Source organism: Halopenitus sp. H-Gu1 (assembly GCF_041821145.1).
In the GTDB taxonomy this organism is placed as follows: domain Archaea; phylum Halobacteriota; class Halobacteria; order Halobacteriales; family Haloferacaceae; genus Halopenitus.
Genome location: NZ_JBGUBC010000002.1, coordinates 151,101 through 178,041 on the forward strand (window position 1 = coordinate 151,101; position 26,941 = coordinate 178,041).

A 26,941-nucleotide genomic window follows, 5' to 3' on the forward strand; every position below is an offset into this window, starting at 1 on the left:
AATTATAAGATGTCATATAACTGTGAGTAACCGTATTTGATCGAAACGATCACCATCGATCGGGGACGCAATGCTCCTCGGAAGTCGACGTTGACGTCGATGGTGATGTCGATTGGACGAGGAAGCGACGGAACCGCAGGAGGGCAACAACGTTTTTGTAGCCGTGGCGGGACCCGTCTACTGGAGCCACAGACACGAAATGACCGACATCGACGTACTCGTCCTTCGAAGCGGGACGCACGGACTGCCGGCGAGCGACTACGTGGCCGAACTTCGCGATCGGCTACCGAACTACAGAATAGAGTTGGCGCGGACGCCACAGGAGGAACGCGAACTCGCGGCGGACGCACGCGTCATCTCCTCGGTCCACCTCTCGGAGGACCTGCTCGATCGCGCCGAAAATCTGGAGCTTTTCGCCGGCGTCGCGGCCGGGTACGACCATCTCCCGCTCGATCAGTTGACTGAGGCCGGCGCCGCCGTGACGAACGCCTCCGGGATCCACGCACCGAACATCGCGGAGCAGGTCCTCGCATACGTTCTCGATTTTGCGCGCAATCTCCGGATCGGCCGCGAGCGCCAGGAACGCCACCATTGGGAGCACTATCAGGCCGGCGAACTGAAGGGAAGTACCGTAACGATCGTCGGATTGGGCGCGATCGGAACCGCGATCGCCGACCGCGTTTCGGCCTTCGATGTGAAGACGATCGGCGTCCGTTATACGCCCGAGAAGGGCGGACCGACCGACGAGGTGATCGGCTTCGAGGAGGACGATCTGCAGCGCGTGTTCGCGCAGACTGACTACCTCATTATCGCGTCGCCGCTCACGGAGACGACGCGTGGACTGATCGACGCGGAGGTCTTCGAGACGCTACCGCCGAGCGCCTATCTCGTCAACATCGGCCGTGGACCGATCGTGGAGACCGACGCACTGGTCGACGCGTTGCGGTCGAACGAGATCGACGGTGCCGGCCTCGACGTCACCGATCCCGAACCGCTTCCCAGTGAGCATCCCCTTTGGGACTTCGACGACGTGACGATCACGCCCCACAACGCCGGACACAGCCCGAAACATTGGTCGCGATTGGCTGATATCGTAGCCGAGAACGTCGAACACCTCGATCGCGGCGATGACTACGCGGAGTTCCGAAACGTGGTTCGACAACCAGAGTGAGTTCGGGATCGTCGTTCGGCCGCCGTTTGGCCCCCGTTCGGCGGATATCATATTTTGTCCACTGCTGATGGACGACGTTTTATTTTCACCCTTAGGATTGGAATGAATTGAGCTCTCCATCAAACATTACGATCATACTGTTGTAATATTTAGTGTTCGCTTGGTCCGTTCGACGCCGAATTCGTCGCTAAAACGGGTATTTGTTCAACTGTGATGGACAAACGCGGCGACGAGTTCGAGAGTCGTTCCGGGATCGGATCCAGTCGTTCCGCGTTCAGATCGAATCCTGTCGTCAGTAGTGTCGCGCGCGCAACTCGACGACGTTCGCCACGTTTCGAAGCGCGGGAAGCACCTCCTCGTGAACCCGATCGGGATCGAGTTCGTGTTTAGGCCCGGCAACCGAGATGGCGGCGTCGGGAAGGTCGTCGTCGCTTTCGATCGGCACCGCCACCGCCTTCACTCCGAGCACGCGCTCCTCGTCCTCGATCGCGTATCCCTGCTCGCGGATCGTCTCCAACTCCTCGTGGAGCTTCTCACGCTCGGTGATCGTCCGTTTCGTCGCGCGGGGGAGCCCACGTCGGTCGACGATCGATGTCACCTCCTCGGTCGATCGCGTGGCTAACAGCGCCTTGCCGACCGAGGTCCAGTGCATCCGCGTGTACTCGCCGGTCGGTGCGTTGTTGAAGACGCTGCCGCTCGGTTCGGTTCGAAACAGCATGACGCGGTAGCCGTTCTCCTCGATACCGGCCGTCGCCACGTGGCCGGTCTCACGAGCGAGTTCGTCGATCTCGTCTCGAGTGACCTGATAGATCTCGGCTTGATGACGGACCTGACCGCCGATCTCGAGAAATCGATATGAGAGTTGATAGGTCCCCTGACGATTGATCACGTAGCCGAGATCCTCCAGCGTGGTGAGATGGACGTGGACGGTGCTTTTCGGGATATCCAGGTGGGCCGCCAGTTCGCGGACGCCACAGGTGCCGAGTTCGAGCACGCCACGGACGACTTCGAAACTCGTTGCGACCGCGTCGATCCGATACTCGCCGGCGTCTCGATTCTCGGTCTCCATCGTATACTGTCGGTTTTCCCCCGGAGGGAGATATCGGTTGTGTTGTGTCCATGCTGGTTGGACACGCTTGGGCGAATCGGGCTCAAATCCACATCGGCGATCGGTGAGGACGGACGGGAGAAACGGGCTCGTCTGGGGAAAAATCGCGATCGGATCGTGTCCGTCCTGAATCAGCGAAACAGCTTGACTACTCTTGCAGGGCTTGGGCTACTCCTGTGTGGCTTGCTCGCGAAGTCCGCGCATGTAGCCGATCGCGAACAGCCGTCCCTTCGTGTGGTAGCCCGGATTGGAGTTGTCCTCGCCGGCCATCGTCGCCACGTGGTCCGGTCGCATCACGACGTCGTCATCGACGGCCTCCTCGTAGGCCCGCATCGCGGCGAGCATGTCCGTTGGACCGTTGTCGTGCCAGGTCTCGACGAAGTTGTCGGCATCGCCCTCGATGTCGCGGAAGTGGACGAAGTTGATCCGGTCGCCGAACCGACGGATCGTCTCGGGAACGTCCACGCCCATCGCGGCGAAGTTACCCTGACAGAAGGTGATCCCGTTGTATTCGCTGTCATAACAGTCGAGCACGCGCTGGTAGGCCTCGGGACTGTTGATGATCCGCGGAATCCCGCGGACCGACTCCCGGGGCGGATCGTCGGGGTGCAGTCCGAGTTTGACTCCTGCCTCTTCGGCGACGGGCGTGACCTCCGCGAGGAAGTACTCGATGGCCTCCCAGAGTTCCTCACGCGAGACGTCGAGTGCCGCCTCCTCCTCGTCGGCGTGCATTCTGTCGTTCGTGTAGGCGGTCACGTAGGATCCGCCCCGGGATTCGACGTGTGCTTCGGTCCGGGCCCACCGGATGCCGGGCATCCAGTCGTAACAGACGACGGGGATCCCGACGCGGCCGCAGTCGCGAAGGAACTGTTTGAACTTCGCGATGTCCTCGTCGCGGCCTTCCCTGCCGAGACGGACGCGCTCGGAGATCGGAACGCTTCCTTCGATCACCGAGACGTCGATCCCGGCATCCTCGAACCAGTTCGTGAGCAACAGGAGGTCGTCGTAGCTCCACTCCGTTTTGTCGTCGCCGATCTCCAGGGGATGGACGACGGCCTTCTCGACGCCCATCTGTTTGGCGAGTTGCCATCGTTCGTCCGGCTTCGGCGGCAGGATAAGTGCTGGATCGACCATGCCTCCACACATCGCAACGATCGATAAATAGCTTCCGTCTCGATTCGGCTCCGTCCCAAAACGCACCGATATCGGGCGAAATGCCGACGACGTCGGAACGGTGCGTGGAGTGGCTCCGGAGCGGTGATGGAAAATGAGTAGATCGGATCGATGGAACGATTCGAGAATATATCGACTGAGAACGTCCCCTCCGAGGGTGGTCGTCAGTGAGTCACTCTCGTCTGTCCTGTGTGAGATACGGGAGCGTCCCTGCTCCTCGTCGAAGACTGAAAAATAGCGGATATTCCCTGTTCGAAGGGGTCTATCGGGCGTCAGTAGGTGATGTTTTCGCCCGTCTCTTCGTCGAACAGGTGTATCTTGTCCAGATTGGCGGTGAGTGAGATGGACGAGTCAGGAGTGACGGCACTCTCGGGCGAGACGCGCGCACTGAATTCCCTCTCTTTGTCCGCTGGGGGAGTCAGCGTGAGGAACTTGTCCGATCCCATCGGCTCAACGACTTTCACCGATGCTTCGAAAGTGCTATTCTCCGTGTACTCGTCGTCGTCCAGGACGGACAGGTCACTCAGATCTTCGGGCCGAACGCCCAACGAGACGTCGTCAAGCGCTCCGTCCCACTCGTCGAGATCTTGATTGACGTCTGCCGGGAGTTCGAACTCAAAGAAGTCGCCGATGGCTTCGTAGCCATCGTCCGTCTCTTGGAGGGACACCGATAGGAAGTTCATCGGTGGTTCACCGATGAATCCAGCGACGAACCGATTCACCGGGTTGTCATAGAGGTATTGCGGCGGGCCGATCTGCTGGAGTTTCCCGTCGTTCAATACGACGACGCGGTCGCCAAGCGTCATTGCCTCCGCCTGATCGTGTGTGACGTAGATCGTCGTTTTTCCGACGCGTTTGTGGATCTCATTGAGCTCAGTCCGCATCTGAACTCGAAGCTTTGCGTCGAGATTAGACAGCGGTTCGTCCATCAGAAACACGGACGGCTCGCGGACGATCGCTCGTCCGAGCGCGACGCGCTGTTGCTGACCACCGGAGAGCTGTGACGGTTTTCGGTCGAGGAGATCATCGATCTCCAGCAGTTCCGCCGCTTCGTCGACGCGATCGTCGATCTCGTCTCCCGGATAGTTCCGGATCCGAAGCGGGAAGGACATGTTCTGCTTGACGGTCATGTGCGGATACAATGCGTAGTTCTGGAACACCATCGCGATGCCCCGTTCTCGGGGATCGTATCCGGTCACGTCCTCGTCTTCGATCAGAATACGCCCTTCCGTTGGGGTCTCTAGACCGGCGACCATTCGTAGCGACGTGGTCTTCCCACAACCGGAGGGACCGACAAAGACGAGGAATTCGCCACGACGGATGTCGATATTGAGGTCGTCAACGGCGACGATCTCCCCTTCCTCGTCGTTTCGGAAGATTTTGGTTACGCCCTCTATTTGGACGTTGATATCCTCGTTTTCGCTGGCGGTACCCTTGCTCGCATCCGCTCTTGCTGCCGGCGTCGGTTCGGATTCGCTCATTGTTGTAGATTCTCGTTGATTTGTTGATCTTTCATTCTTTCAATGCTCCGGCCGTCAGTCCACTGACGATGTATCGCTGGAAGAAGATAACGACAAGGATCGTCGGGATGATCGCGACGACACTTGCCGCGGCTAGCGATGCCCACTGCACGGAGACGTCACCGACGAACTGGTAGACGGCCACCGATATCGGCATCGAAGTGAGATCCGTGGTGATGATAAGCGAGAAGAGGAATTCCCGCCACGAGTAGAGGAAGGTCAATATCGAACATGCAGCAACACCCGGCAACGCCAGTGGAAGCGCGATCTTCCGGAATGCCTGAAGCTGGGTACAGCCGTCAACTCGTGCCGATTCATCTAGATCCTTCGGGATGGACATGAAGAAGTTCCGCATGATATAGATCATCAGCGGCAACCACAGGTAGATCTGGGCGATGATGATTCCCGGGAGCGAGTTCAGCAGACCGAGCCACGCCATGATCTGGTAGTACGGGACGATCAGGCCGATCGGCGGGAACAGGCGAGAGAACAACACACCGATGAAGAGGATGTTATCCCCTCTGAATCGGTACCTGCTGAACGCGTATCCGGCCGGCACGGCCAACACGATCACGACGATCGTCGTCGTTGTGGAGATGATCATACTGTTCAACACCGCCTTCCAGTAGCTCTCGCCGATGAGCACTTGGTAGTACGATGAGAGCGTCGGCTCCTGGGGGAAGTAGTTGAGATTGTACACCGCCTCGTTGGTTTTGAGCGAGGTGAGTACTTCCCAAAATATCGGGACGATGACCGTGATAATCGCCAGGGCTAAGACGAAATGTATGACTTTCGGACTCTCGAGGACGTCCCAGAATCCCTGTCGCTTCTCGTAACTGATCCGTTCGTAGGTTTCGTCGCTAGAGCTCATTGTGCTTCCATATCTCCCATGACTTTAGTTACGTAGAACGTCGCAACGACCAGCGTGATCGCGATGATGAACACGGCCACTGCGGAGGCGTAGCCGTAGTTGAAGTTGATCATTCCCTCACGGTAGATGTGGATACTGAAGACCGTCGTCGACACTCCGGGACCGCCCTTCGTCATCGGGAAGACGACGGCGAAGGCACGGAACGCGAACATCCAGTTGATGAGCGCGACGATGGCGATGTAGGGTCGTAGATACTGGACCGTGATCGCGCGGAAGGTCTGGAACGTCGTCGCCCCATCGACCTTCGCCGCGTCGTACATGTGTTCCGGGATGGACTGCAACCCGGCCAGTAGGACGAGCATCGCGAACGGCATCCGGGCCCACGCGTCGGTCAGTGTGACAGCCAGCATCGCGAATTCCGGCGTCGACAACCATGCGATGGGGAACTCGATGAGTCCCAGGTTCATCAGGACCATGTTGAACAGTCCGAGTTCGTTGCCGGTGAATAGCCACCTCCAGATGAGGGCGACGACGGCCAGCGGGATCGCCCAGGAGAACATCAACACGGTGGCGTATACGTCACGAAGTCTCGAGTGGGCCACGTGATTGATCGCTAATGCGATTATCAAACCGGATCCAAGACTGATAGCAAGGGAGCCAAACGAATAGATGAGTGTGTTCAGGAAGTAGTCCCAGAACTCCGGGTTTTCGAGCATGGTGACGAAGTTCTGAGCACCCACGAACCGCTCAACGGCGCCCGGGAGTGTCAGGTATAGTGACTGTTGGATGAGGTAGAAAACCGGATAAATGAAGATAGCCGTGATGACCAGTATCGCAGGGCCCAACAGCACAAGTAGGATGTGGTCGTTTGCGAACTGGGAGACTTGGTGGCGAAGACTCTCGTATCTCGTCTCGGGAGTTTTCAAACCTGTCTCTGATTCGAGGGGCATATTAAATAAAATTTCCAGTCGCGTTGGTTACTGATCGAGGACCGTATCGATGTAGCTCTGCGCTGAATCGAGCGCTTCCTCGGGGGTCTTCGATCCGGAGATCGCCTGCTGGCACTCCTGGCTGATGTTCTGCTTGATGGAGCGTTGCTGCGGGAAGATCTCCGTCTTGTTGAGTTCAGCCTGCCGGCCCCGAATATCCGGATAGAGGGCGGCCCCGGTCTCGGACGCCTCTTCGTAGACGGCCGTGTGCCACGACTGATTTCCTTCGTCGACGAACTCCCACCATGCGGCGGGCTGGGAGATGCGGGCGTCGAGGTACACCATCGCAGCCAGTTTGGCTGGGTCCGGTGCGTTCACGTTGATACCAAGTGCGGTGGGTGATGCCAGACCTGCGCGGGTCGGGTTCGGCGCGTCGGAGCCACCCTTCGGGGTAAGGGTCGGCGTGTAATCGTCGCCGAACTGGGCTTGTCCACCGGGCGTGAGGTCGCCGTACACCGGAACCATAGCGAACTGTCCCGAGGTGAAGCCATCGGCCAGGTCTCCCTGACCGAAGTTGACCACCGACTCCGGGACCCAGCCGTTGTCGAGCCACTCGACCATCTTGCTGAGGGCGTGGTATCCGGCCTCGTCGTTGACCGTGACCGTTCCGTCGTCGTTGACGAACTCGCCGCCGGCCTGGTAGTAGTGTTTGTTGAAGTCACGCAGCGTATAGGTACGCGAGGCGCCGCGGTACGCCCACGCATACGCTCCAGTCCCTTCGAATGCCTGCATGCACGTCTCGAGTTCATCCCAGGACCACTCGCCGTTCACGATGCTGTCGATGACGGATTGGTCGATGCCCTGATCCTCGAGCATACCGACGTTGACGTGTACGAGGTCTCCCTCGAGGTAAACGGGGCCACCATAGAGGCTGCCGTTGTAGTTCAGGGTCTGCTGTGCGACCGGCTGGATCGGGTCCCACATCGCGTCGTCGCCGAACAGCGGGTCGATCGGCTGAAGGTGCCCGGCCTGCGCGAACGACGACAGTGAGTCGGCCACGACGACCTGGAACGCTCCCGGCTCGGGCTCCTCTGCCTGAAGGAAGGCCGTCTCCCTCGGAATGGCCTGGTCGACCGTTATCTCAAGAGGATTGATCGTGATCCCGGTCCGCTCCTCGAACATACCGTGTGCCGCTGCCGTCGCGGGGTCGTATTCCATCGAGCCGAAGTTGAGAATCTGGATCTCGTCGACGTCACCGGCTGCCGTGTCGTCCCATCCCTCGGGGGGCTGCCACGGCGCGGATTGGACGGCTTGGGACTCAGCCCATGCGCTCGAATCGGCACGGTTGCCCTCGTCCGGGATTGCCTGTCGCTGTTCGAGAGGCCACTCGTCAAGCGAGGTCAGTCGCCGGTCTTCCCAGTTCTCGCTGAAACCAATGCTCCGCGCCTGCTCCATGAATCCGCCATTTCCGCCGTTACCGTTTCCGCCATTTCCGCCGTTACCGTTTCCGCCGTTTCCGCCGTTCCCCCCGTTTCCGCTACATCCTGCGAGGCCAAGGGCTCCGGCCGAAATCGTTGCTTTGAGTATGTCTCGTCGGTCGAGCCTGTTATCTCGTGTCATCGTACCGAAGAGGTAATTCCACCACTAAATATGTTCTTATATATATTCCCTATTTTTATATTTCGGTCAAATGCTGTCCGGCCGGTCGTCACGATCACTGCCAGCGAATAACCGGGCGGGGAAACGCCGATCCAAGCAGCATCGATCGGTCGAGAATTAGCGTGTTTTGAAGCGAGTTCGATCGATGTCAAGAGCCAGGATCGATCCGCATACTGAAGCTTTATTTGGAGCCGAACCCACCACGGATCTATGAGTGCCGTACAGCAGTTTCAACGATCGCTTTCGGAACTCGCGGACACGGAGTCGACCGTGACCACTCCCGAGGAGTTCCCGGACGTGCTCGAGGCGGCGATCGAGCAGCCGGCGGTCGGGGCCGAGCTTCCGTTCGATTCGGTCTCGCTCGATGGAACGGACGTCACGCTCGATCCCTCGCCGGACCAGCTCCGGGAGGCGGAAACTGGCGTCTCCGGGTCACGACTCGGCATCGCCTCACTTGGCACCGTCGCAGTCGAATCACGGTCGGCGGGCGACGAATTCGTCTCGCTATACCCGGAAACGCACGTCGTCGCCGTCAGAGAATCCGACCTGCGCACGGATTTGAAGTCCGGGTTCGAGTGGCTCGACGAGGAGTTCGAGGACGGCAACCGATCGTTCATCCTTGCGACCGGCCCAAGCGCGACCGGCGACATGGGCGCGCTCGTCCAGGGCGTCCACGGACCCGAGCGAGTACACGTCATCATCATCCAGGACAATGAGTAAGGACAATGAGTAACGCATCAGAGAAGCCCCAACTCGACGCCGACCGGATCCGAACCCTCATCGAGACCGAGGGCGACGGAATCAAAGAGAACACCAAACACCTCAACGCCCAACGATACGCGGCGATCGACGAGATGGGTGCGGACGCCCACGATCGCTTCCGGAATGAGGCTCGGGAGATAAAAGCGGACGCGATCGAGCGGTTGCCCGAACTCATCGAGGAGACGAAACGGGCCGTCGAGGCCAACGGTGGCTCCGTCTATGTCGCCGACGATGCCGCCGACGCCAACGCGTACATCTCGGAGTTGATGGCCGAAAAGGACGCCGAGACCGCGGTGAAATCGAAGTCGATGACGACGGAGGAGATCGAGTTAAACGAGGCGCTCGAGGAGGCGGACGTCGAGACCTGGGAGACGGATCTGGGGGAGTTCGTCATCCAGATCGCGGAGGAGGCACCCTCCCACATCGTCGGCCCGGCGCTTCACCGATCGCGTGAGGACATCACCGAACTGTTCGATCACGAGTTTGACGTCGAGGAGTCGCTCGATACGCCCGAGAAGCTGACGACGTTCGCCCGGGAGTACCTCGGCGAACGCATCGACACGGCGGACGTCGGAATCACGGGTGCCAATTACGTACTTGCCGAAAGCGGCACGATCGCGCTCGTCACGAACGAGGGGAACGCCCGCAAGTGCGCGTCGATCCCGGATACACACGTCTCCGTCGCGGGCATCGAGAAGATCATTCCGAGCATTCGCGAGTTGCACCCCTTCGCCGAACTCATCTCCCGGTCAGCGACCGGACAGGAGATCCCGCAGTATTTCTCCATCCTGACGCCGCCGGTCGACACGCCGACCATCGACTTCGAGAATTCCGACGTCGAAGGGTTCGGAGATGACGACGCCGACCGGGACTTCCATCTCGTGCTCGTCGACAACGGCCGCACCGAGATGCGTGATGACGACGACCTCCGCGAGACGCTCTACTGTATCCGGTGTGGCGCCTGTGCCAACTCCTGTGCGAACTTCCAGTCAGTCGGCGGACACGCCTTCGGCGGAGAGACCTACACCGGGGGGATTGCGACCGGCTGGGAGGCCGGCGTCGAGGGACTCGATGTCGCCGAGGAGTTCAACGACCTCTGTACCGGCTGTTCACGCTGTGTGAACGCCTGTCCGGTGAAGATCGACATCCCCTGGATAAACACGGTCGTTCGTGATCGCATCAATCGCGGAAAGGATCCCGGGTTCGACGACCTCCTCGTCGACGGCCTCATCCCCGATGAGGAGGAGAGTGGCACCCCGCTTCGAAAGCGGTTCTTCGGTAACTTCGAGACGGCTGCGAAACTCGGCAGCGCGACCGCGCCGATATCGAATGCGATCGCCGGCTCCGGACCGATGCGGTCGATCATGGAGTCCGTGCTCGGCGTCGATAGCCGCCGCGATCTGCCCTCCTTCCAGCGAACCACGCTTCGAAAGTGGGCGAACGCCCGTGACTCGACCATCGTGGATCCGACGCGCCGCGTCGTGTTGTACCCGGACGTCTACACAAACCACGTTCAGACCGAACGCGGCAAGGCGGCCGTTCGCGTCCTCGAGGCGCTCGGGTGTTCAGTCGAGATCCCGGACGTCAGCGGTTCGGGGCGGGCGCCGCTCTCGCAGGGAATGATCGCGACCGCGACCGAGAAAGCCATGGACGTCACGGAGACGCTGTTGCCGTACGTCGATGATGGCTACGACGTCGTCGTCATCGAGCCGAGCGACATCGCGATGTTCCGCCGGGAATACGATCGGCTCGTTCCGGAGACGGACCAACAAGCGCTCTCGGCGGGGAGCTTCGAGCTACTCGAATACGTCTACGGACTCTTGGAGAACGGGGCCGACGAAACGGCCCTCTCGGCCGGCGACGGTGAGGCGGTCGCGTACCACAGTCACTGCCAACAGCGAACCCTCGGATTGGAGACCTACACGGAGACCGTTCTCGATCGGTTGGACTACGACGTCGTCACCTCCGACGTGGAGTGTTGTGGTATGGCCGGAAGCTTCGGATACAAAGACGAGTATTACGAACTCAGCATGGACGTCGGCGAGACGCTCGCCGAGCAGTTCTCCACGGCGGAGACCCGCGAACGAACCGTGATCGCGAGCGGCACCTCCTGTATGGAACAGCTCGATTCCCTGTTGTCGCGCGGAAATCGTCACCCGATCGAGCTGCTCGATCCCGCACGGAACGTCTGATCACGGCTCCGTCGATCGCCGCGGTGTTCTCCGGATCGTCGTGGCGTGCACCGTCGATCGCCGCGTGGAAATCTACCGCTCTCGTGTCTTTTCGCCGGCTTCACCGCTTCCGGCCGCCGGGACGCTCTCGCCAGGGAACTCATCGCTCCCGGAGTCGTCGAGGCGGCCGATCTCCCGAGTGAGCCGGTCGAAGTCGTAGGTCCCCGCGGACAGGCGCGCCAGAACGACCGTCAAGAGTCCGGAGACGAGAAACGCGCCTGCGAAGGCGGTCAGATACAGCCCGTCGGGCGCCGGGAGAAGGGTTTCAAGGACCGGAACCGCTCGAATCGCTTCGCCGACCCCGAGCGGGAAGGGGAAGTAGGCGGCACCGACCGCGAGCCCGGCGATACCGCTGACGAGTGCACCCCGACCGCCGAGCGACTCCGAGAAGAGCCCGGCGACGAGCGGGATCGCGACTGCGGCGCCGAGGAGATCGGCGAACAGGAATAACTCGAGGACGCTTCTGGCCTCGAGACTGACGAGGACGGCCGCGACCGCAACGACGACCGTCAACGCTCTCGCGCCGAACGCGAGGGTTCGGTCGTCGGGATCATCGAGAAGTCGCGGTAGGTCGGCCGTAACGACGCTCGCCAGCGCGTTGAACAGCGTATCGATCGAACTCATCACGAGCAACAGCGCGAGCAGGACCACCGCGAGGACGATCCACTCGGGGGCGGCGCCCTCGAGGAGGGTGAAGAAGGCGACTGCGGGATTTTCGACCGCCGCGTTGCCGACGGCCACCACGCCGAGGAGGGCCGCGAGCGCGACGATCAGCCCGTTCAGAAGCGTCGCGTTCCGAAAGCACCGAGCGACAGTCCCGGCGTTCTCGGCGGCATAGATACGCTGCCACCACGTCTGATTGAGGAGTTCGGCACCGAGAACCGCAAGCGCGATCGCGATTCCGAACCGGATCCCGTCGGGGGCCGTCGGATCGAGCAGGGATGGATCGGCGGCGACGATCCCGTCGTGGACGGCGCCGGGGCCTCCCAGTGCGAGGATCGACCCAACGAAGGTGACGACGAGGAGGGGGAACACGATGACTGCCTGTATCGTGTCGGTGAAGATGCTCGCGCGCAGTCCGCCGTAGCCGGTGTAGATCAGGACGAACCCGCCAACGAGGATCGCCGTCTGCCACTGAGGAACGTCGGCGATAAACGAGAGGGCAAGCGAGATTCCGGTGAGTTCGGCGGCGACGAAGACGAACATGTAGGAGACGCTGACGAGGAGGACGAACGCGTACATCGCGTCGCCGTAGCGGACGTAGGCGTATTCGGTGAGCGAGTGGCCCTCCGGGATCGTCTCGCGGATCCGGGGACCGATCACGGCGTAGGCCGCCATCGGAAGCGCCTCGCCGATCCCGTAGCCGACGACGGCCGCGATCCCGAAGACTGCGCCGGCCTCCGGGGCCGAAAGGAGGATCCACACGCCCATCACCGAGGCGACGAGCGTCGCAGTCGTCCGTCCCTCGCCGGCGGAGTCGCGGGCCGTGATGAGGTCCTCGACGGACTCGACGTGACCCTTGGAGGCCCGGATCCCGAGCAGGGTGAAGACGACGAGCGTCACGACCGTGAGGCCGAGCGCGGTCGCGGTCGTCACCATCCGCCTGCACCCCTCTGCTCGCGACGTGCTCCATCGATCGGTCGTTCCTCGAACGCCTCCTCAAAGAAGGCGACCTCCAGTTCGACCGTTCTGAAGAACAGTCGATCGAGCCGGCGTCGACGACGGGGGGAGACGGTCTCTCCGTGGCGGTCAAGCTCCGAGCGTAGCCACGTCACGAACGATTCGAACTCCGGGTTTGCGTGGAGATCGATCCACTCGGCGAGATAAAATCGGGAGGGGTCCGCGTCCGCGACTGCACGTGCCCACTCGAGATAGATCCACTCCGCGGGCACCAGGACGGCGAGCGTCTCGGCGTACCCACCCTCCCGACCGGCCCGTTCCAGAAGGTCCTCAAGAGCCCGCGTCGTCGGGGTTCGCGGCGGATCGCGGACGTCCTCCTCGGGGACCGAAAGCGCGTGGAAGGACCGCTCGAAGTAATCGTCCTCCTCGTCAGTCAGGACGGAAAGGAACTCCACGAGCCGTGACCGTGCCGTCATCGTCGGCGCCGTACCGACGGCGTGACCGAACGCGCCCACGAGCGTCCCGACGAACGCGTAATCCTGAACGAGATATCGACGGAAGACCTCGTCGTCGAGTTCGTCGGCGGCGAGTTGACGGACGAATCGGTTGTCGATCGCCGCGCTCCAGTTCGGCTCGGATCGGTCGCGGAGCCACTCCGTAACCGTCGCGTCGGGACGATCGTCCGTATACCTCTTGAAGGACGGCTGAGCAGTCCCTCCGGGATCATCCGGGGATCGCTCCGCCTCGGAGTCACGATCGGTCACACCGACCACTCCTCGCGCCGCCAGGCGGCGTCCCAAAACCGGTACTCGTAGCGCGCCGAGGTTCGAAACAGCTCGCGATAGCGATCGCGTTCGGCCTCGCTCGCGTCGGCGGCCACCTCGTCCATCAGATCCAGACACCACTCGGTTAGTTCCGTGAATTCCTCACCGGCGTACGTCTGGATCCACTCGGCATAGCGGTCGTCCTCGGGGAATCCGCCCTCGGCGAGTCGGGTTCCGGTCTCGTTGAACCCCCACATGCACGGCAGGAGGGCGGCCACCAGATCGCCGAAGGTGTCGGTGGCGGCGACCCGAACGAGAAAGTCAGTATACCCTCGGGTGGTCGGAGACGGGTCAGTTGCCTCCAGATCGGCCGGCGAGAGGTCGAACTCGGCGGCGTAGGCGCGATGAAGGTCCATTTCCGTGTTGATCGTCGCATCCAATAGCTCGCTGAAGGTTCCCATCCGGTCGAGGTCGGGTGCTTTCGTGGCGCCGTGGGCGAACACACGTGCGTACTCGATCAGATAGTAGTAGTCCTGGCGCACCCAGTAGCGGAACGGCTCCTCCTCAAGCGTCCCTGCCCCGAGCGCCTCGACCATGGGATGGTCCAGGATGGCGTCCCAGATCGGGTCGGCGATCGCCTCCAGGTCGTTCGTGAAAGCCATACGCCAGGATCGATGCTCTCGGATGATATACCTTGGTAATATCAGGGGAATATGACTCGACGACACGATCGTCGATCCGGCGCAGTTTTGAGGGCGTCGCGATTAGGGGGGAGCATGTACGCCGCCGCGATCGTGGCAGACGATCTCACGGGTTCGATGGACACCTCTCACGGGTTCGCGGCCCGTGGAAACCGAACCGCCGTGCTTGCGTTGCCGGGGGATCTGGAGGGGACCGAACATCCGGACGTCGACGCATCGGTCATCGGCGTCAATACGGACAGCCGATACGTCGACCGGGAGACCGCGATCGACGCCGTGACCGATGCGGTACGGCGGGTCCCCGCCGAGGTCGTCTTCAAGAAGATCGACTCGACGTTGCGAGGCAACGTTGCCGTCGAGGTCGAGGCCGCGCTGTCCGTTGCCGGAAGCGACCTCGCCGTCGTCGCCCCCGCGTTCCCGGCCGGAGGACGAACCACCGAGGGCGGGATCCATCGCGTCGACGGAACGCCGGTGGCCGAGACCGAATACGGCGACGACGAGGCCGGACCGACTGACTCGTCGATCCCCGCCATGTTCGCGGACGGTAACCGACCGGTCATGACGGTCGGGGCGGCCATCGTCGAGGATGGCGTCGACGCCGTGCACTCGGCGTTTCAGGAGACGATACGGGAGGCAGCCGAGGAGACCGACAGCGAGGATCACGCACCGATCGTGGTCTGTGACGCGCGCACGGACGCGGAGCTTTCGACGATTGCCGACGCGGCCGCGGCCTTCGACGCGCTCTACGTCGGCAGCGGCGGACTCGCCGAACACGTGACGGTTCCGGGATCGAGTGCCGAAACGAGCGAGGACTACGGCGTCGACGGGATGGACACGACCAACGACTCGGAGGAGACGGCGGTCCGGAACGATCCGGACCCGGAAACGAGCGCGAACGCGCCGCTCGGCGTCGTGGGGAGCATCAACTCCACGACGCTTGGCCAACTGGCCCGAGTTCCCGATGAGGCGGTGTTCGAACTCGATCCCGTAGCCACCGTGACCGGGGATGGAAACGACGCGATCGTGACGGATGCGATCGAGCGGCTCCGTGGGGGCGAGACGACGATCATCACGGCCGCGGCCGATCCGAAGACGGTCGATCGGACCCGGGCGGCGGGCGCGGAAAACGGGCTCGCCGAAAGCGAGGTTCGTCGTCGGGTCGCGGCCGAACTCGGCGAGACGGCCACGCAAATCACCGATGAAGTGGCACCGTCAGGCGTATTCCTCACCGGCGGCGACATCGCGGTCGCGGTCCTGCGCGCGTTCGAGGCAACGACGATCCGGCTCACCGGACGCGCGGTCGAGGCCGGGATCCCGATCGGTCGTCTCGTGGACGGTCGGGCCGCCGGGACCCTCCTCGTGACGAAGGCCGGGGGGTTCGGCGACGAAGCAACGATAGTTAACTGTCTGAGCGCGTTAGCCCCCACCGATGAGTGAACAATCCCCGATCGTCGGGATCACGATGGGTGACCCCGGCGGCATCGGCCCGGAAGTGATCGTCAAAGCCTATCCGACGCTCCGAGAGCGGGCCCGCCCCGTCGTCATCGGCGATGCCGACGTCATCGAAGCGGCGATCGACGTCTGTGAAACCGATCTGTCGGTCGAACGCGTCGAGGACGTCGCGGACGCAAGCTTCGCGAGCGAGCGCGTGCCCGTTCTCGATCTGGACAACGTCGAGGAACTGATTCGCGGCGAAGTTCGTCAGGAGTACGGCGCCGCGAGCCTCGCGTACATCGAGCGCGCGATCGAACTCGCCAAGAACGGAACGATCGACGCGATCACGACCGCGCCGATCAACAAGCAGGCGACGAAGCTCGCCGGTAGCGAGTACGCGGGCCACACCGGCATGCTCGCCGATCACACCGACACGGAGAACTACTCGATGATGCTCGTCGAGGACGAGCTTCGCGTGACCCACGTCTCCACGCACGTCCCGCTGCGTGAGGCCTGTGATCTCGTCACCGAGGAGAACGTCCTCTCGACGATCCGGCTCACCAACGAGGCGCTTTCGGATCTGGGACTCGAGTCGCCGTCGATCGCCGTCGCGGGATTGAACCCCCACGCCAGCGACGGCGGACTCCTCGGCGAGGAGGACGGTTCCGAGATCGAACCCGCCGTCGAGCGAGCACAATCGGAGGGGATCGACGCTGAGGGGCCCGAATCGCCCGACACGGTCTACGTCAGGGCTGCCCGTGGCGAGTTCGACTGCGTGGTCTCGATGTACCACGACGAGGGACACATTCCGATCAAGATGCTCGGGTTCGCCGGCGGCGAGGCCGTCTCCGGGGTCAACGTGACGATCGGGTTGCCGATCATCCGGACGAGCGTCGACCATGGAACCGCCTTCGACATCGCCGGCGAGGGGATCGCCTCGGAACGGAGCCTGATCGACGCCGTCGATGTCGCGGTCGACATGGCCCCGGCGCGAGGGACGGATCGATGAGCGAGGTTCCCCTCGAGATCCCCGATCCCGAGCGACTCGCGTCGGCCAACGACGCGACGATCGAGGAGTTCCCCCGATTTGCCCCCGTCGAGGTCGAGTGGGAGGTGGAGACGATCGAGGACGTCGGCGCCGCTGGTCGGACGGCGGTCGACGATCTGCCGGCACTCGAGGGACTTGCCCCCGGCGCGGAGATTGCAGTGACTGCGGGTAGTCGTGGGATCCACGACTTCCCGGAGATGATCCGAGGGGTCATCGCCGAACTCCAGGCGCGCGGCTACGAGCCGTTCGTCTTCCCCTCGATGGGGAGCCACGGCGGCGCGACCGCCGAGGGGCAACGTGAGGTGCTCGCCGACCTCGGGATGACCGAGGACTCGCTCGGGTGTGAGATCCGGGCGACGATGGCGGTCGAGCAGGTGGGAGAGCGGAACGGCAGTCCCGTCTACGCCGACCGGAACGCCCTCTCGGCCGACGCGATACTGCTTGCCAACCGAGTGAAACCCCACACCGACTTCTCGGCAGGCATCGAATCCGGACTCTGCAAGATGTCGGTGATCGGCATGGGCAAACACCGCGGCGCGGAGATGATGCACAACGCGGCCCTCGCCGGGGACATGGGCGAGGAGATCCGCGAGCGCGCGCGGATCCTTCTGGAGGAGCTTCCGATCGTTGGCGGCGTGGCGTTGATCGAGAACGCGCGCGATCGAGCCACCCACATCGAGGGCGTCCCGGCCGATTCCATCCTCGATCGCGAACCCGAACTGCTCGAACGAGCCTCCGAGGAGTTGCCGACGCTGCCCATCGACGACCTCGATCTCCTCGTCGTCGACGAGATCGGAAAGGAAGTCAGCGGTACCGGACTCGATACGAACGTCATCGGTCGGCTCCGGTTCCGCGGCGAGGCGGAGCCGGAGACGCCCGATTACACGCGTATCTACGTGCGGTCGCTTACGCCGCCCTCCCACGGGAACGGACTCGGGATTGGACTGGCCGATCTGGCTCATGAGGATCTCGTGGCGGACCTCGATTTGGGCGACACGTATCTCAACATCGCGACGAGCGGGGAGACGACTCGGGCGCACATCCCGCTCATCGTTCCCGAGGACGCGAGCGCGTTCCAGCTTGCACCGTCGATCACGGGCACGCCTGACCCGAGCGAGCTCCGGATCGCTCGGATCCCCAACACGATGGAACCGGGAACCCTCGTCGTCTCCGAGCCGGTCGTGTCGGAACTCGAGGCAATGGAGAACGTCACCGTCGGTGAGCCACGGCCGCTTGCATTCGACGGCGGCGAGTTACCGGACGACCCCTACTAATCCCGGGTGGAGAACCCGTTGAGACACGAATCCGAATCGGCGATCGACTACCACTGGACCGGCTTTCGATCGGCGTGTGGCTATTCTATTGGGTTACTTGTCCATATTCCATCTGATAAAAACCATCATCAGTCAATTAGACGATGTGATTGCCGCGACCGCGCCGTCGCGTTCGATCCACGACGCAGTAGCGCGGCACCGTCGTCAGTGCTTTCAGAAGCTATTTATCGCCATCATCCGGATCGCTGATAATGCCGTATCATCGCGGAAGCGAGCTCGCTCACGTCTACGCGGACGCACGGTCGAACGGTTACGGGTACGTCGCAAGCAATGTCACCCATCCCGACATCGCTGCCGGGCTCGTACGTGGTGCCCGGGCGGTCGATTCGGATCTGGTCGCCCAGATCAAACGCGACACCGCCGAGTACTTCGGCGATGGCGACGTCGCGGCGGGACTTGAAGTCCTCACGACCCAGCTTCGGGCGATCGCGGACGACGAGGGCGTCGGCGTCTTCTGTAACGTCGATCACGTTGCGGCCGACGACGATGAACTCCTTACGGCGGCGATCGAGTCCGGGAATCCGTCCTCCGTGATGGTCGACGCCTCCGACCGATCCTTCGAGGAGAACGTCGAGCGGACCGCCGCCGTCGTCGACCGGATCGACGACCAAGGGGCCGACCTCCTCGTAGAGGCGGAACTGGGAACGATCGCAGGCACCGAAAGTGGCGAGACGACGACGGAGGCGTTCTACACCGACCCCGAGGAGGCCGTCGAGTTCGTGGAGCGGACGGGCTGTGATCTGCTTGCGGTATCGATCGGGACCGAACACGGCGTCTCGAAGGGCCGGGATCTCGACCTCCGAGTCGACCTTGCCGCCGAGATCGACGAGGCGCTTCGCGCGAACGGCCACGAGGTACCCCTCGTCGTCCACGGATCCTCCGGATTGACTGCCGATCAGGTGTCCGCGCTCATGGAGACCGGTGTCTGCAAGCTCAACACCAACACGCGCTATCAATACGAGTACGCCAGGACCGCCTGCGATTTCTATCACGATCACGTCGACGCCATTCGCCCGCCCGAGGCGGTCGAAGACGACCGCGAGACGTTCTTCTCGGGGGCGGAGTGGTCCCCGAACAAGGCCGAGTTCAACCCGCAGGTCGTCGGCGAGGAGATCCGGTCGCGAATCGCGGACGTCTACGGCGAACTCGCGGCGGTCTCGGGTAGCGCGGGGGAGAGCCGATATGTCTGAACGGAGGAAGACGAAGATCCGAATGCGTGAACCAACGGATGCTGGCAAACGCGAAGCGACGGAGGCTAGCAAGCGTGAAGCGTTGGAGGACGGCGATCGATGAGTTCCTACCTACTCGGACTCGACGCCGGCTTGACACGCACGAAGGCCGTGGTGTTCACCTCCGACGGCGATGTCGTCGCCCAGGGGGGACGGGACACGCCCGTCAACCGGCCCGAACCGGACCATCGGGAGGTCGATCTCGAGTCCCTCTGGGAGGCGGTCGCCTCCACGATCCGCACGACGCTTGACGACGGGGACATCGATCCCACGGACGTCGCCGCCGTCGGCGTCTCCGCCCACGGTCACGGGCTCTACGCGCTCGATGCCGACGGCGAGCCGGTACGTCCGGGCATCAAATCCACCGATAGCCGCGCCACCGATCTCCTCGCGGAGTGGAAGGCGGACGGCACCGCGGAACGGATCCGCGAACGGTTGGGATATGCCCCGTTCGCCGGCGACCCGATCAGCCTGCTGGCGTGGCTCGAACGCCACGAACCGGACGCTTACGACCGCATCGATCGGGTGCTGTTCTGTAAGGATTACCTCAAGTACCGTCTCACCGATCACGTTCGTACCGACGAGATGGAGGCAAGCGTCTTCGAGAACCCCCGAACCGACGAATATGACTCGGAGGCGCTCGAGGCGGCCGGGATCGGATCGTGTCTCGATGCACTTCCCGAGGTCGTCGAAAGCTGGAAGTCATGTGGGGAGGTCACCCCCGCGGCAGCCGACGCCACCGGACTCGCGGAGGGGACGCCCGTCGCGTCGGGGCTCCACGACGTTGGCGCGACCGCGCTCGGAACCGGGACGTACGGCCCGGGACAGGGCGTACTCATCGTCGGCACTTGGGGCCAGAGTATCGTCGTCCTCGACGAAGAAATGGCGGCGACCACCGGTGACGCCGACGGGAGCACGGACGCGACCGCGCCGGGACTCACCAGACGCTATCTCGACGGCAAGCGACTCCGATACAAAGGCAATCGTTCGGCCGCGGCCTGCGTCGACTGGTTCGTCGAGGAGGTCGGCCGCGAGTGGCACGAGCGGGCCGACCGGGAGGACGTGAGTCGATATACGATATACGACCGGCTCGTCGAGTCCGTTCCGGCCGGCGCGGAGGGGCTCCTGTTTCATCCGTATCTCGACGGCTCGACGGACGATCCCACCGACCGCGGCGGGTTCTACGGTTTGACGACCGAACATACGAAAGAGGACATGCTACGGGCGGTCTACGAGGGCGTGGCGATCTCCCAGGCCGCACGGCTCGCGGAGTTGGAGCCGGTCGAGGGGCTCGCCGACGTCCGGTTGGCCGGCGGCGGCGCACGAAGTGAGGTCTGGAGCGATGTCTTCGCCGCGGCCCTCGATCGGGAGACGATCGTCCCCCAGGGGAGCGAAGCGGGCGCTCGCGGAGCCGCTATCTGTGCTGGGATCGCGGCTGGAATCCATCCCGACCATCGGACCGCCACTGATCGGATGGTGGACATCGACCGCCGACACGACTCCGACCCTGCGACGGCGGCGATCTACCGTGAGCGGCGTGAGATATTCGAGACGGCGTTGGACGCGATACGACCGATATGGAAACGCCTAAGCGACACGAACCGACCATGATACCTGATGGTTGAAACCCGATGTCTGCTGTGTGGGGACCCACAACAGCCGAGCGAGTATATGCACGAGTCGGCGAGCGCTCTCGAGGAGTACGGGGTCGAGATCGACCGGATGGAGTGGAACGGCGACCTCGATGCAGCCGCGTTCCGCGACGTGACCATGGACATGGAACAGCGGGGTCCGAACGATTACGACGCAAGCGGGATCGTCGACAACGTTGGGGACGCCACGATGCTCGTCGTCCACAAGGCTCCCGTCTCCAGAGCCGTCCTCGAGGCGGGCGAAAATCTCGAGGTCGTCGCCGCTGCCCGCGGCGGGGTCGAGAACGTCGACCTTGAGGCGGCCGACGATCACGGGGTTACCGTGTTGCACGCCCCGGGACGCAACGCGAACGCCGTCTCCGATTACGCCGTCTCCTTTGGACTTGCGGCCCACCGTCGGATCCCCGAGTTCGTCGAGACGACCGGCAGCGGGGAGTGGAACCTGGAGTTCGACCCGTCCGGACTGCCTCGCGACGTCGAACACCTGACCGTCGGCGTCGTTGGATTCGGAAACATCGGCCGCAAGGTCGCCACACGCTGGAACGGCTTTGGCCCCGAGGTGGTAGCCTACGATCCCTACGTCGATGACGACGTGATCCACGACCAGGGCGCACGATCGGTCTCCCTGGAGGAGCTCCTCGAGGAATCGGACGTCGTGACGCTTCACGTCAGACTCACCGAGGAGACGAGCCACATGATGGGAACGCCGGAGTTCGATCGGATGGACGAGGATGCGCTGCTCGTCAACACCGCCCGCGGTGGGCTCGTTGACACCGACGCGCTCGTCGATGCGCTCCAGTCCGAATCGATCGGCGGTGCCGCACTCGACGTCTTCGAGCAGGAACCGCTACCGGAGGGTCACCCGCTGTTGTCCCTTTCGAACGTCCGACTGTCGCCACACACGGCCGGCTCCACTCGCGACGCGGTGCTTAACGGCTCGCGGATCGTCACCGAGGATCTGATTGCGATCCTGGACGACGACGAGCCGGAGAACAGAGTCGTCTGATCCGAGCGAAGAAACGAACGACTCGACTTACAGTTCGAGTTCGGTCGCGTCCTCGACCTCAAATCGGACGATTTCGGGATCGTCGGCGAGCAACTCCGGCAGCTTCGCCTCGAACGTTTGAAAGTGGTCGGTTTCGGTGTGCGACTCGAAGGCCGCCGCGTCCTCGTACCGCTCGATAAACCGAAGCGTGTTCTCCGCGGCGAGGTCCGTCGTCGCGTGATAGGTTATCGTGCCCGGTTCCTCGCGAGTGTGTTCGACGAGAGTCCGAGCGGCCGCTATCGCCTCCGTTCGTCGATCAGGATCGATGGGGAAGGATGCATGCACGACGATCATGAGTCCGGATCGCGGATCGGTATCGAGGGTCAAAATAACCAGGATATCGGCGATCGGTTCGGCATACCTGCGATCACGGACGAAACACCCACCCCTCCGCGAGGCGTTCGGCTCCGTAGCCGAGCGTGTCGAGGCGATCGCGGAGCCAGTCCACCTCGTAGTCGGTCCCTCCGGCGTCGACGACGTGGGGTTCGAAATACACCGTTGGCCGATGGGTCTCGATCGTCTCGGCAGCACCCTCGAGCACTTCGCGACCGAATCCCTCGACGTCGATCTTGAGGTGGTCCGGTGGGGGGGCTTCGACGTCGTCCAGCCGCACGATCGGGACGGTCGTCGTCTCCGTCACGTCAGCGGTCCACGCCGCCGCGTTTCCCGGACGAAACGATCCGAGTTCGTCGTAACTCGACCGGTGGAACGTTGCAGTTCCCGTCTCGTCGCCGACACCCTCCGTGCGGACGGTCACGCGGTCCTCGAAGCTGTTGCACGCGACGTTCTGCCGGAGGTGTTCGACCACTCGTGGGTCCGGCTCGAATGCGATGACTCGGACGTCAGGGCGGGTCGCAGCCGCGGCAAGCGTGTAGACGCCGGTGTTTGCACCCACGTCGTAGACCACTTCCGCCGGACCGAGCCCCGAACACAACGCCTCCAGCAGCTCGTCTCGACAGTGGCGCGGCAGCGGCTCGTAACTTCGAAACCGGACACCTGCGGCGCGTTTTGGTGACGCCCATATCTCGTGCTCGTGGTTCAGATCGTTGAGACGGTAGTAGGATCGGTAGGCAGCATCGATGATCGCCTGCCGCGCACACGCGATGATCGAGGCCACGGAGTTGACTACTCCTCGGTTTCGAGATCGCCGTCCCACGCCCGATAGCCGCCCTCCATGCTGGCGATCCGCGCGTCATCGTCGACCCCCTCGAAGCTTTTGATGAGTTTGGCGGCCTGGATCGACGACTGACCGATGGGACAGACGACAACGATCTCCTCGTTCCAGTCGTATTCGCCGACGCGACGGGGAAGTTCGGCCATCGGAATGTTGATCGCACCCGGAATGTGGCCGTCGGCGTACTGGGGTGGATTGCGGATGTCGACGATCTGGACGTCGTCGTCCTCGAGTTCCTCCTCGACCTCCTCGGGGGTGACTTCCTCGACCATGGTCCATCCTGGGACGTCACTGCCTAACCCGTTTCGGGTCGGGCAGCGTTCACCGCCTTCCGGGAGTTCCGGCCATCCCCGCGGAGCCGACGGCGACCGTCTCCTGTTCGAATGTGGTATCATCACCTCGCCAACGCCAGGACCCCACGAACGGCTGGCCGTCGAGTGCACAGATCACGTAGGAATGATCGGGCCAGGTGGCCCGTTCCGCGTCGGTCTCGCTTGGGTGAGGCGGCCCGTTTGGGTGGGAGTGGTAGAATCCGACGACCTCGTGTCCCGATGCCTCTACCGTCTCGATGATCTCGAACAACTCCTCGGGATCGATCAGATAGCGAGTCCGTGGCCTCTCGGCGGCGTTCTCGGTCGGGTACGTCTCCGTCACGACGCTTCGATCTCGTTGACCGTCCCGGTCGCCCCGATCTCCCCGATCCGGGTCGGAGTCACCGACGAGCACGCCGCACCTCTCCTCGTCGCCCCCATCGTAGGCGTGATTAACGACGTCGTCGTAGGCACTTCGGGTGAACTCGATCACGATCGGCGTCCCTCCATCCGGATCTCGACGGTGCTCTCCGATCGCACGTGATCCATCGGACTTCGAATTCGACGCGTCTCACGGCTGTCCACCGTGATCGGTTCGGTTGGGACGTCGACCCGATCGGTTCCACGCGTGGGGTCTGCCCTGTCCCGATCGGCGAATCCGCGATCGTTGTCGACGTAACTCGTCCACACCGGCGTCATCATGTCGTCGATGTTCGACTGGACGCCCAATAGGGTTTCCTACCGAACGGGCGGGGGTAACGACTCTCACTCGACGGGCGTGGGAGGTCAGCAGTTCGGAAACTGAACGTCCTCCGGTTTTTGACCCCAACGTTGGTAGTGCCACGTATCCTACCGTTCGTCATGCCAACCGTAACGCCGTTTCAGGAACACACCGAACGATACGAAGGGTGGTTTGAGAAGTACGACGATGCCTATCGTTCCGAACTGGAGGCGTTGGATCGACTCGTGCCGGCAACCGGGCGGGGGATCGAGATCGGCGTCGGAAGTGGTCGGTTCGCCGCCCCTCTCGGGTTGGATGTCGGGATCGATCCGGCCGGAGAAATGCTCGAACTGGCTCGCGATCGCGACATCGAGGTGGCCAAAGGCGTCGCCGAGCGGCTCCCCGTTCGGGACGAAAGCTTCGATACTGCGTTACTCGTAACGACGATATGTTTCGTCGACGACATTCCTCGAACGTTATCCGAAGCCGATCGTATCCTCACACCCTCGGGAAGTCTCGTGATCGGATATATCGACAAAAACAGTCCCGTCGGACAGATATATCAGGAGAAAAAGAAAACGAATCCGTTCTATGAGGATGCGAGATTCGTCTCGACGGAGGGGCTCATCGAACGTCTCGAGGCGGCTGGATTCACCGACTTCGAGTTCGTCCAGACCATCTATCAGTGGATCGAGGAGATGGATGGTCTCGAACCCGTCGAGGAGGGATACGGTGACGGTTCTTTCGTCGGGATCAAAGCGTCCCGATAGCGATTTCGGTGATCATCGAACGCGGTTTACCTAACCGCAGGCGCTAAGGCCCCTTCCTCAACGACCGAGCGGAGCGAGGTCGTAGGGAGGGGATACAGCCTAACCGCAGGCGCTAAGGCCCCTTCCTCAACGACCGAGCGGAGCGAAGTCGTAGGGAGGGGATACAGCGCCGTCATCGTCTTTCATCAATGCGATACTGCCGGCCCGCAGGCCCACGCTATCAGTAGCTTTTTGTGTATCTACGAGGTAGATACTCCCAATGGATCGGTACGAGGTCGAAGGACACGAAGTCCTCGAAACAGAAGCCAAACGATCCGGCAACGGCGCGCACGTCTACGTCCCGAAAGCGTGGGCCGGTGCAACCGTCAAGGTCGTTCGCGTCACCGATCCATCCGACGAGTAGGTATGCGCTACAACTACAGGTATCGGCTCAAACCGTCCGACAAACTCCACGAGCGGTTGGCGTGGACCGTCGATACCTGCCGGCAGGTCTACAACCACTTCCTTCACCGACTCAACCGAGTAGACGGAACCTCCGCCTACTCCGAACAGTCTCTCCTTCCCGACCTCAAACGCGAGTGGTCCGATCTAAAGGACGTTCACTCGAAGGTGCTTCAGAAAGTCGTTCAGCGGTTGTACGACAATCTCTCGACGCTGAAGGGGCGGAAGGACAACGGCTACCGCGTCGGCGAACTACGGTGGAAGGCTCCGCAGGAATATCGCTCGATCACGTACAGTCAAACCGGCTTCAAGCTCAACAACACGAGCGGTCGGCCTGTACTCTCTCTTTCCAAGATCGGTGACATTCCGATAGTCTACCACCGCAAGGTTCCCGACGATGCCACGATCAAGGAGGTCGTTGTCAAACAGGAGTCAACGGGCGAATGGTTTGCCGTCCTCGGCATCGAAACCGAGAACGACGCGCCACCGAAGCCCGAGAACCCCGAGACGTGCGTCGGGATCGACGTGGGTATCCTGAAGTACGCCCACGATAGCGACGGAACTGCCGTCGAAGGTCCCGACCTCTCCGAGGAACGCGAGCGGTTGGAGCGCGCACAACGCGACCTCTCGCGGAAGGAACACGGATCGGCGAACTACGAGAAGCAACAGCGCGTAGTGGCCCAACACCACGCTGACTTGAAGCGAAAGCGTCGGGACTTCCTTCACAAGCTCTCGGCGTACTACGCTCGGGAATACGACCTTGTAGCGGTCGAAGACCTCGACGCCAAGGGGTTGATGGAACTGCCGTCCAACAGTCGGAACCGAGCGGGAGCGGCGTGGGGAACGTTCCTGCGGATGTTGGAGTACAAGTGCGAACGCGAAGGCACGCACTTGGCCGCCGTCGATCCGCGAGGAACGACGAAAAAGTGTTCGAAGTGCGGTGTTTCGACCGACAAGCCGCTGTGGGTCCGCGAACACTCGTGTCCTTCATGCGGGTTCGAAGCGGACCGCGACCTCAACGCGGCGTACAACATCCTTTCACGCGGACTCGATCAGGTAGGGGTGGTTCACCCCGATTCAATGCCTGTGGAGACTGCGCTCCCTACGGGGACCGATTCGGTTCCTGCAAAGCGCGTCTTGGAAACAGGAAGCCCCGTCCTCAGCGAGGCCGTCAGGCCGAGCAGGGCGGGGTAGTTCACACGACCCGAGTCGAACGACCATCCGATCCGAACGAGGACCTGATCCGCCAAACGACCGGATCGAACGACCATTC

Annotated in this window: 26 protein-coding genes; 12 read left to right on the top strand and 14 right to left on the bottom strand. The window is 62.5% G+C overall.

The window, feature by feature from the left end; all coding sequences use genetic code 11:
* Nucleotides 1–199: 199 nt before the first annotated feature.
* Nucleotides 200–1,171, top strand: coding sequence for a D-2-hydroxyacid dehydrogenase (locus ACERIT_RS02400; protein WP_373673361.1), 972 nt, complete (start codon nucleotides 200–202; stop codon nucleotides 1,169–1,171).
* A gap of 292 nt (nucleotides 1,172–1,463) precedes the next feature.
* On the opposite strand, the gene ACERIT_RS02405 is transcribed toward ACERIT_RS02400, so the two are convergent.
* From ACERIT_RS02405 to ACERIT_RS02430, 6 genes are all read right to left on the bottom strand, one after another.
* The gene (locus tag ACERIT_RS02405) at nucleotides 1,464–2,240 is read right to left on the bottom strand and encodes an IclR family transcriptional regulator (protein ID WP_373673210.1); all 777 of its coding nucleotides are present in this window, start codon (nucleotides 2,238–2,240) and stop codon (nucleotides 1,464–1,466) included.
* Nucleotides 2,241–2,447: 207 nt separating this feature from the next.
* The gene (locus ACERIT_RS02410; RefSeq protein ID WP_373673211.1) at nucleotides 2,448–3,413 is read right to left on the bottom strand and encodes a mannonate dehydratase; all 966 of its coding nucleotides are present in this window, start codon (nucleotides 3,411–3,413) and stop codon (nucleotides 2,448–2,450) included.
* Nucleotides 3,414–3,724: 311 nt separating this feature from the next.
* Nucleotides 3,725–4,933 (bottom strand): ABC transporter ATP-binding protein, encoded by a 1,209-nt coding sequence (locus ACERIT_RS02415; protein WP_373673212.1) that lies wholly within the window; start codon nucleotides 4,931–4,933, stop codon nucleotides 3,725–3,727.
* Nucleotides 4,934–4,964: 31 nt separating this feature from the next.
* Nucleotides 4,965–5,843, bottom strand: a complete 879-nt coding sequence (locus ACERIT_RS02420) for a carbohydrate ABC transporter permease (RefSeq protein ID WP_373673213.1) — start codon at nucleotides 5,841–5,843, stop codon at nucleotides 4,965–4,967.
* Nucleotides 5,840–6,793, bottom strand: a complete 954-nt coding sequence (locus ACERIT_RS02425; protein WP_373673214.1) for a carbohydrate ABC transporter permease — start codon at nucleotides 6,791–6,793, stop codon at nucleotides 5,840–5,842. Before ACERIT_RS02425 ends, ACERIT_RS02420 begins: the two co-directional genes overlap by 4 nt.
* A 27-nt stretch (nucleotides 6,794–6,820) precedes the next feature.
* Nucleotides 6,821–8,392: an ABC transporter substrate-binding protein gene (locus tag ACERIT_RS02430; RefSeq protein ID WP_373673215.1), complete on the bottom strand. Its 1,572-nt coding sequence runs from the start codon at nucleotides 8,390–8,392 to the stop codon at nucleotides 6,821–6,823.
* A gap of 249 nt (nucleotides 8,393–8,641) precedes the next feature.
* On the opposite strand from ACERIT_RS02430, the gene ACERIT_RS02435 reads away from it, so the two are divergent.
* Nucleotides 8,642–9,151, top strand: a complete 510-nt coding sequence (locus tag ACERIT_RS02435) for an LUD domain-containing protein (protein WP_373673216.1) — start codon at nucleotides 8,642–8,644, stop codon at nucleotides 9,149–9,151.
* A 5-nt stretch (nucleotides 9,152–9,156) separates the two neighbouring features.
* Nucleotides 9,157–11,385 (top strand): LUD domain-containing protein, encoded by a 2,229-nt coding sequence (locus ACERIT_RS02440; RefSeq protein ID WP_373673217.1) that lies wholly within the window; start codon nucleotides 9,157–9,159, stop codon nucleotides 11,383–11,385.
* Nucleotides 11,386–11,457: 72 nt separating this feature from the next.
* Here ACERIT_RS02440 and ACERIT_RS02445 read toward each other — a convergent pair whose 3' ends face one another.
* The 3 genes from ACERIT_RS02445 to tenA are packed head-to-tail and all read right to left on the bottom strand — an operon-like array spanning nucleotide 11,458 to nucleotide 14,470.
* The gene (locus ACERIT_RS02445) at nucleotides 11,458–13,023 is read right to left on the bottom strand and encodes a sodium:proline symporter (RefSeq protein WP_373673218.1); all 1,566 of its coding nucleotides are present in this window, start codon (nucleotides 13,021–13,023) and stop codon (nucleotides 11,458–11,460) included.
* Nucleotides 13,017–13,808 carry a TenA family protein gene (locus tag ACERIT_RS02450; RefSeq protein ID WP_373673219.1) on the bottom strand — a complete coding sequence of 264 codons (792 nt, stop codon included), beginning with the start codon at nucleotides 13,806–13,808 and terminating at the stop codon, nucleotides 13,017–13,019. Before ACERIT_RS02450 ends, ACERIT_RS02445 begins: the two co-directional genes overlap by 7 nt.
* A complete protein-coding gene (tenA, locus tag ACERIT_RS02455; RefSeq protein ID WP_373673220.1) occupies nucleotides 13,805–14,470 on the bottom strand; it encodes a thiaminase II in 666 nt (221 codons plus the stop codon). Before tenA ends, ACERIT_RS02450 begins: the two co-directional genes overlap by 4 nt.
* 114 nt (nucleotides 14,471–14,584) lie before the next feature.
* On the opposite strand from tenA, the gene ACERIT_RS02460 reads away from it, so the two are divergent.
* The 6 genes from ACERIT_RS02460 to ACERIT_RS02485 all read left to right on the top strand — a co-directional run bounded on the left by ACERIT_RS02460 (nucleotide 14,585) and on the right by ACERIT_RS02485 (nucleotide 22,212).
* On the top strand, nucleotides 14,585–15,946 hold the full coding sequence (locus ACERIT_RS02460; protein WP_373673221.1) for a four-carbon acid sugar kinase family protein: 1,362 nt from the start codon (nucleotides 14,585–14,587) through the stop codon (nucleotides 15,944–15,946).
* Entirely contained in the window at nucleotides 15,939–16,952 is a 1,014-nt protein-coding gene (pdxA, locus tag ACERIT_RS02465; RefSeq protein WP_373673222.1) for a 4-hydroxythreonine-4-phosphate dehydrogenase PdxA, read from the top strand. Before ACERIT_RS02460 ends, pdxA begins: the two co-directional genes overlap by 8 nt.
* Entirely contained in the window at nucleotides 16,949–18,265 is a 1,317-nt protein-coding gene (locus ACERIT_RS02470; protein WP_373673223.1) for a DUF362 domain-containing protein, read from the top strand. Before pdxA ends, ACERIT_RS02470 begins: the two co-directional genes overlap by 4 nt.
* Before the next feature lie 251 nt (nucleotides 18,266–18,516).
* Complete coding sequence (fba, locus tag ACERIT_RS02475) at nucleotides 18,517–19,515, top strand: class II fructose-bisphosphate aldolase (RefSeq protein ID WP_373673224.1); 999 nt, start codon at nucleotides 18,517–18,519, stop codon at nucleotides 19,513–19,515.
* Nucleotides 19,516–19,614: 99 nt separating this feature from the next.
* Entirely contained in the window at nucleotides 19,615–21,165 is a 1,551-nt protein-coding gene (locus ACERIT_RS02480; protein WP_373673225.1) for an FGGY-family carbohydrate kinase, read from the top strand.
* Nucleotides 21,166–21,171: 6 nt separating this feature from the next.
* A complete protein-coding gene (locus ACERIT_RS02485) occupies nucleotides 21,172–22,212 on the top strand; it encodes an NAD(P)-dependent oxidoreductase (protein WP_373673226.1) in 1,041 nt (346 codons plus the stop codon).
* A 27-nt stretch (nucleotides 22,213–22,239) separates the two neighbouring features.
* Here the strand turns inward: ACERIT_RS02485 and ACERIT_RS02490 are convergent, their stop codons facing one another.
* The 5 genes from ACERIT_RS02490 to ACERIT_RS02510 all read right to left on the bottom strand — a co-directional run bounded on the left by ACERIT_RS02490 (nucleotide 22,240) and on the right by ACERIT_RS02510 (nucleotide 24,438).
* The gene (locus tag ACERIT_RS02490) at nucleotides 22,240–22,545 is read right to left on the bottom strand and encodes a putative quinol monooxygenase (protein ID WP_373673362.1); all 306 of its coding nucleotides are present in this window, start codon (nucleotides 22,543–22,545) and stop codon (nucleotides 22,240–22,242) included.
* Between the two features lie 73 nt (nucleotides 22,546–22,618).
* The gene (locus ACERIT_RS02495) at nucleotides 22,619–23,368 is read right to left on the bottom strand and encodes an FkbM family methyltransferase (protein ID WP_373673227.1); all 750 of its coding nucleotides are present in this window, start codon (nucleotides 23,366–23,368) and stop codon (nucleotides 22,619–22,621) included.
* A gap of 8 nt (nucleotides 23,369–23,376) precedes the next feature.
* A complete protein-coding gene (locus tag ACERIT_RS02500) occupies nucleotides 23,377–23,697 on the bottom strand; it encodes a rhodanese-like domain-containing protein (RefSeq protein ID WP_373673228.1) in 321 nt (106 codons plus the stop codon).
* 49 nt (nucleotides 23,698–23,746) lie between these two features.
* The gene (locus ACERIT_RS02505) at nucleotides 23,747–24,229 is read right to left on the bottom strand and encodes a desampylase (protein ID WP_373673229.1); all 483 of its coding nucleotides are present in this window, start codon (nucleotides 24,227–24,229) and stop codon (nucleotides 23,747–23,749) included.
* A complete protein-coding gene (locus ACERIT_RS02510; RefSeq protein WP_373673230.1) occupies nucleotides 24,226–24,438 on the bottom strand; it encodes a hypothetical protein in 213 nt (70 codons plus the stop codon). The genes ACERIT_RS02505 and ACERIT_RS02510 overlap by 4 nt, the downstream gene beginning before the upstream one ends.
* A gap of 159 nt (nucleotides 24,439–24,597) precedes the next feature.
* Here ACERIT_RS02510 and ACERIT_RS02515 point away from each other — a divergent pair, with 159 nt between their 5' ends.
* From ACERIT_RS02515 to ACERIT_RS02525, 3 genes are all read left to right on the top strand, one after another.
* Nucleotides 24,598–25,227: a class I SAM-dependent methyltransferase gene (locus ACERIT_RS02515; RefSeq protein ID WP_373673231.1), complete on the top strand. Its 630-nt coding sequence runs from the start codon at nucleotides 24,598–24,600 to the stop codon at nucleotides 25,225–25,227.
* Nucleotides 25,228–25,486: 259 nt separating this feature from the next.
* Entirely contained in the window at nucleotides 25,487–25,630 is a 144-nt protein-coding gene (locus ACERIT_RS02520) for a DUF2080 family transposase-associated protein (protein WP_373673232.1), read from the top strand.
* A gap of 2 nt (nucleotides 25,631–25,632) precedes the next feature.
* On the top strand, nucleotides 25,633–26,862 hold the full coding sequence (locus ACERIT_RS02525) for an RNA-guided endonuclease InsQ/TnpB family protein (RefSeq protein ID WP_373673233.1): 1,230 nt from the start codon (nucleotides 25,633–25,635) through the stop codon (nucleotides 26,860–26,862).
* The last annotated feature ends 79 nt before the right edge of the window (nucleotides 26,863–26,941 follow it).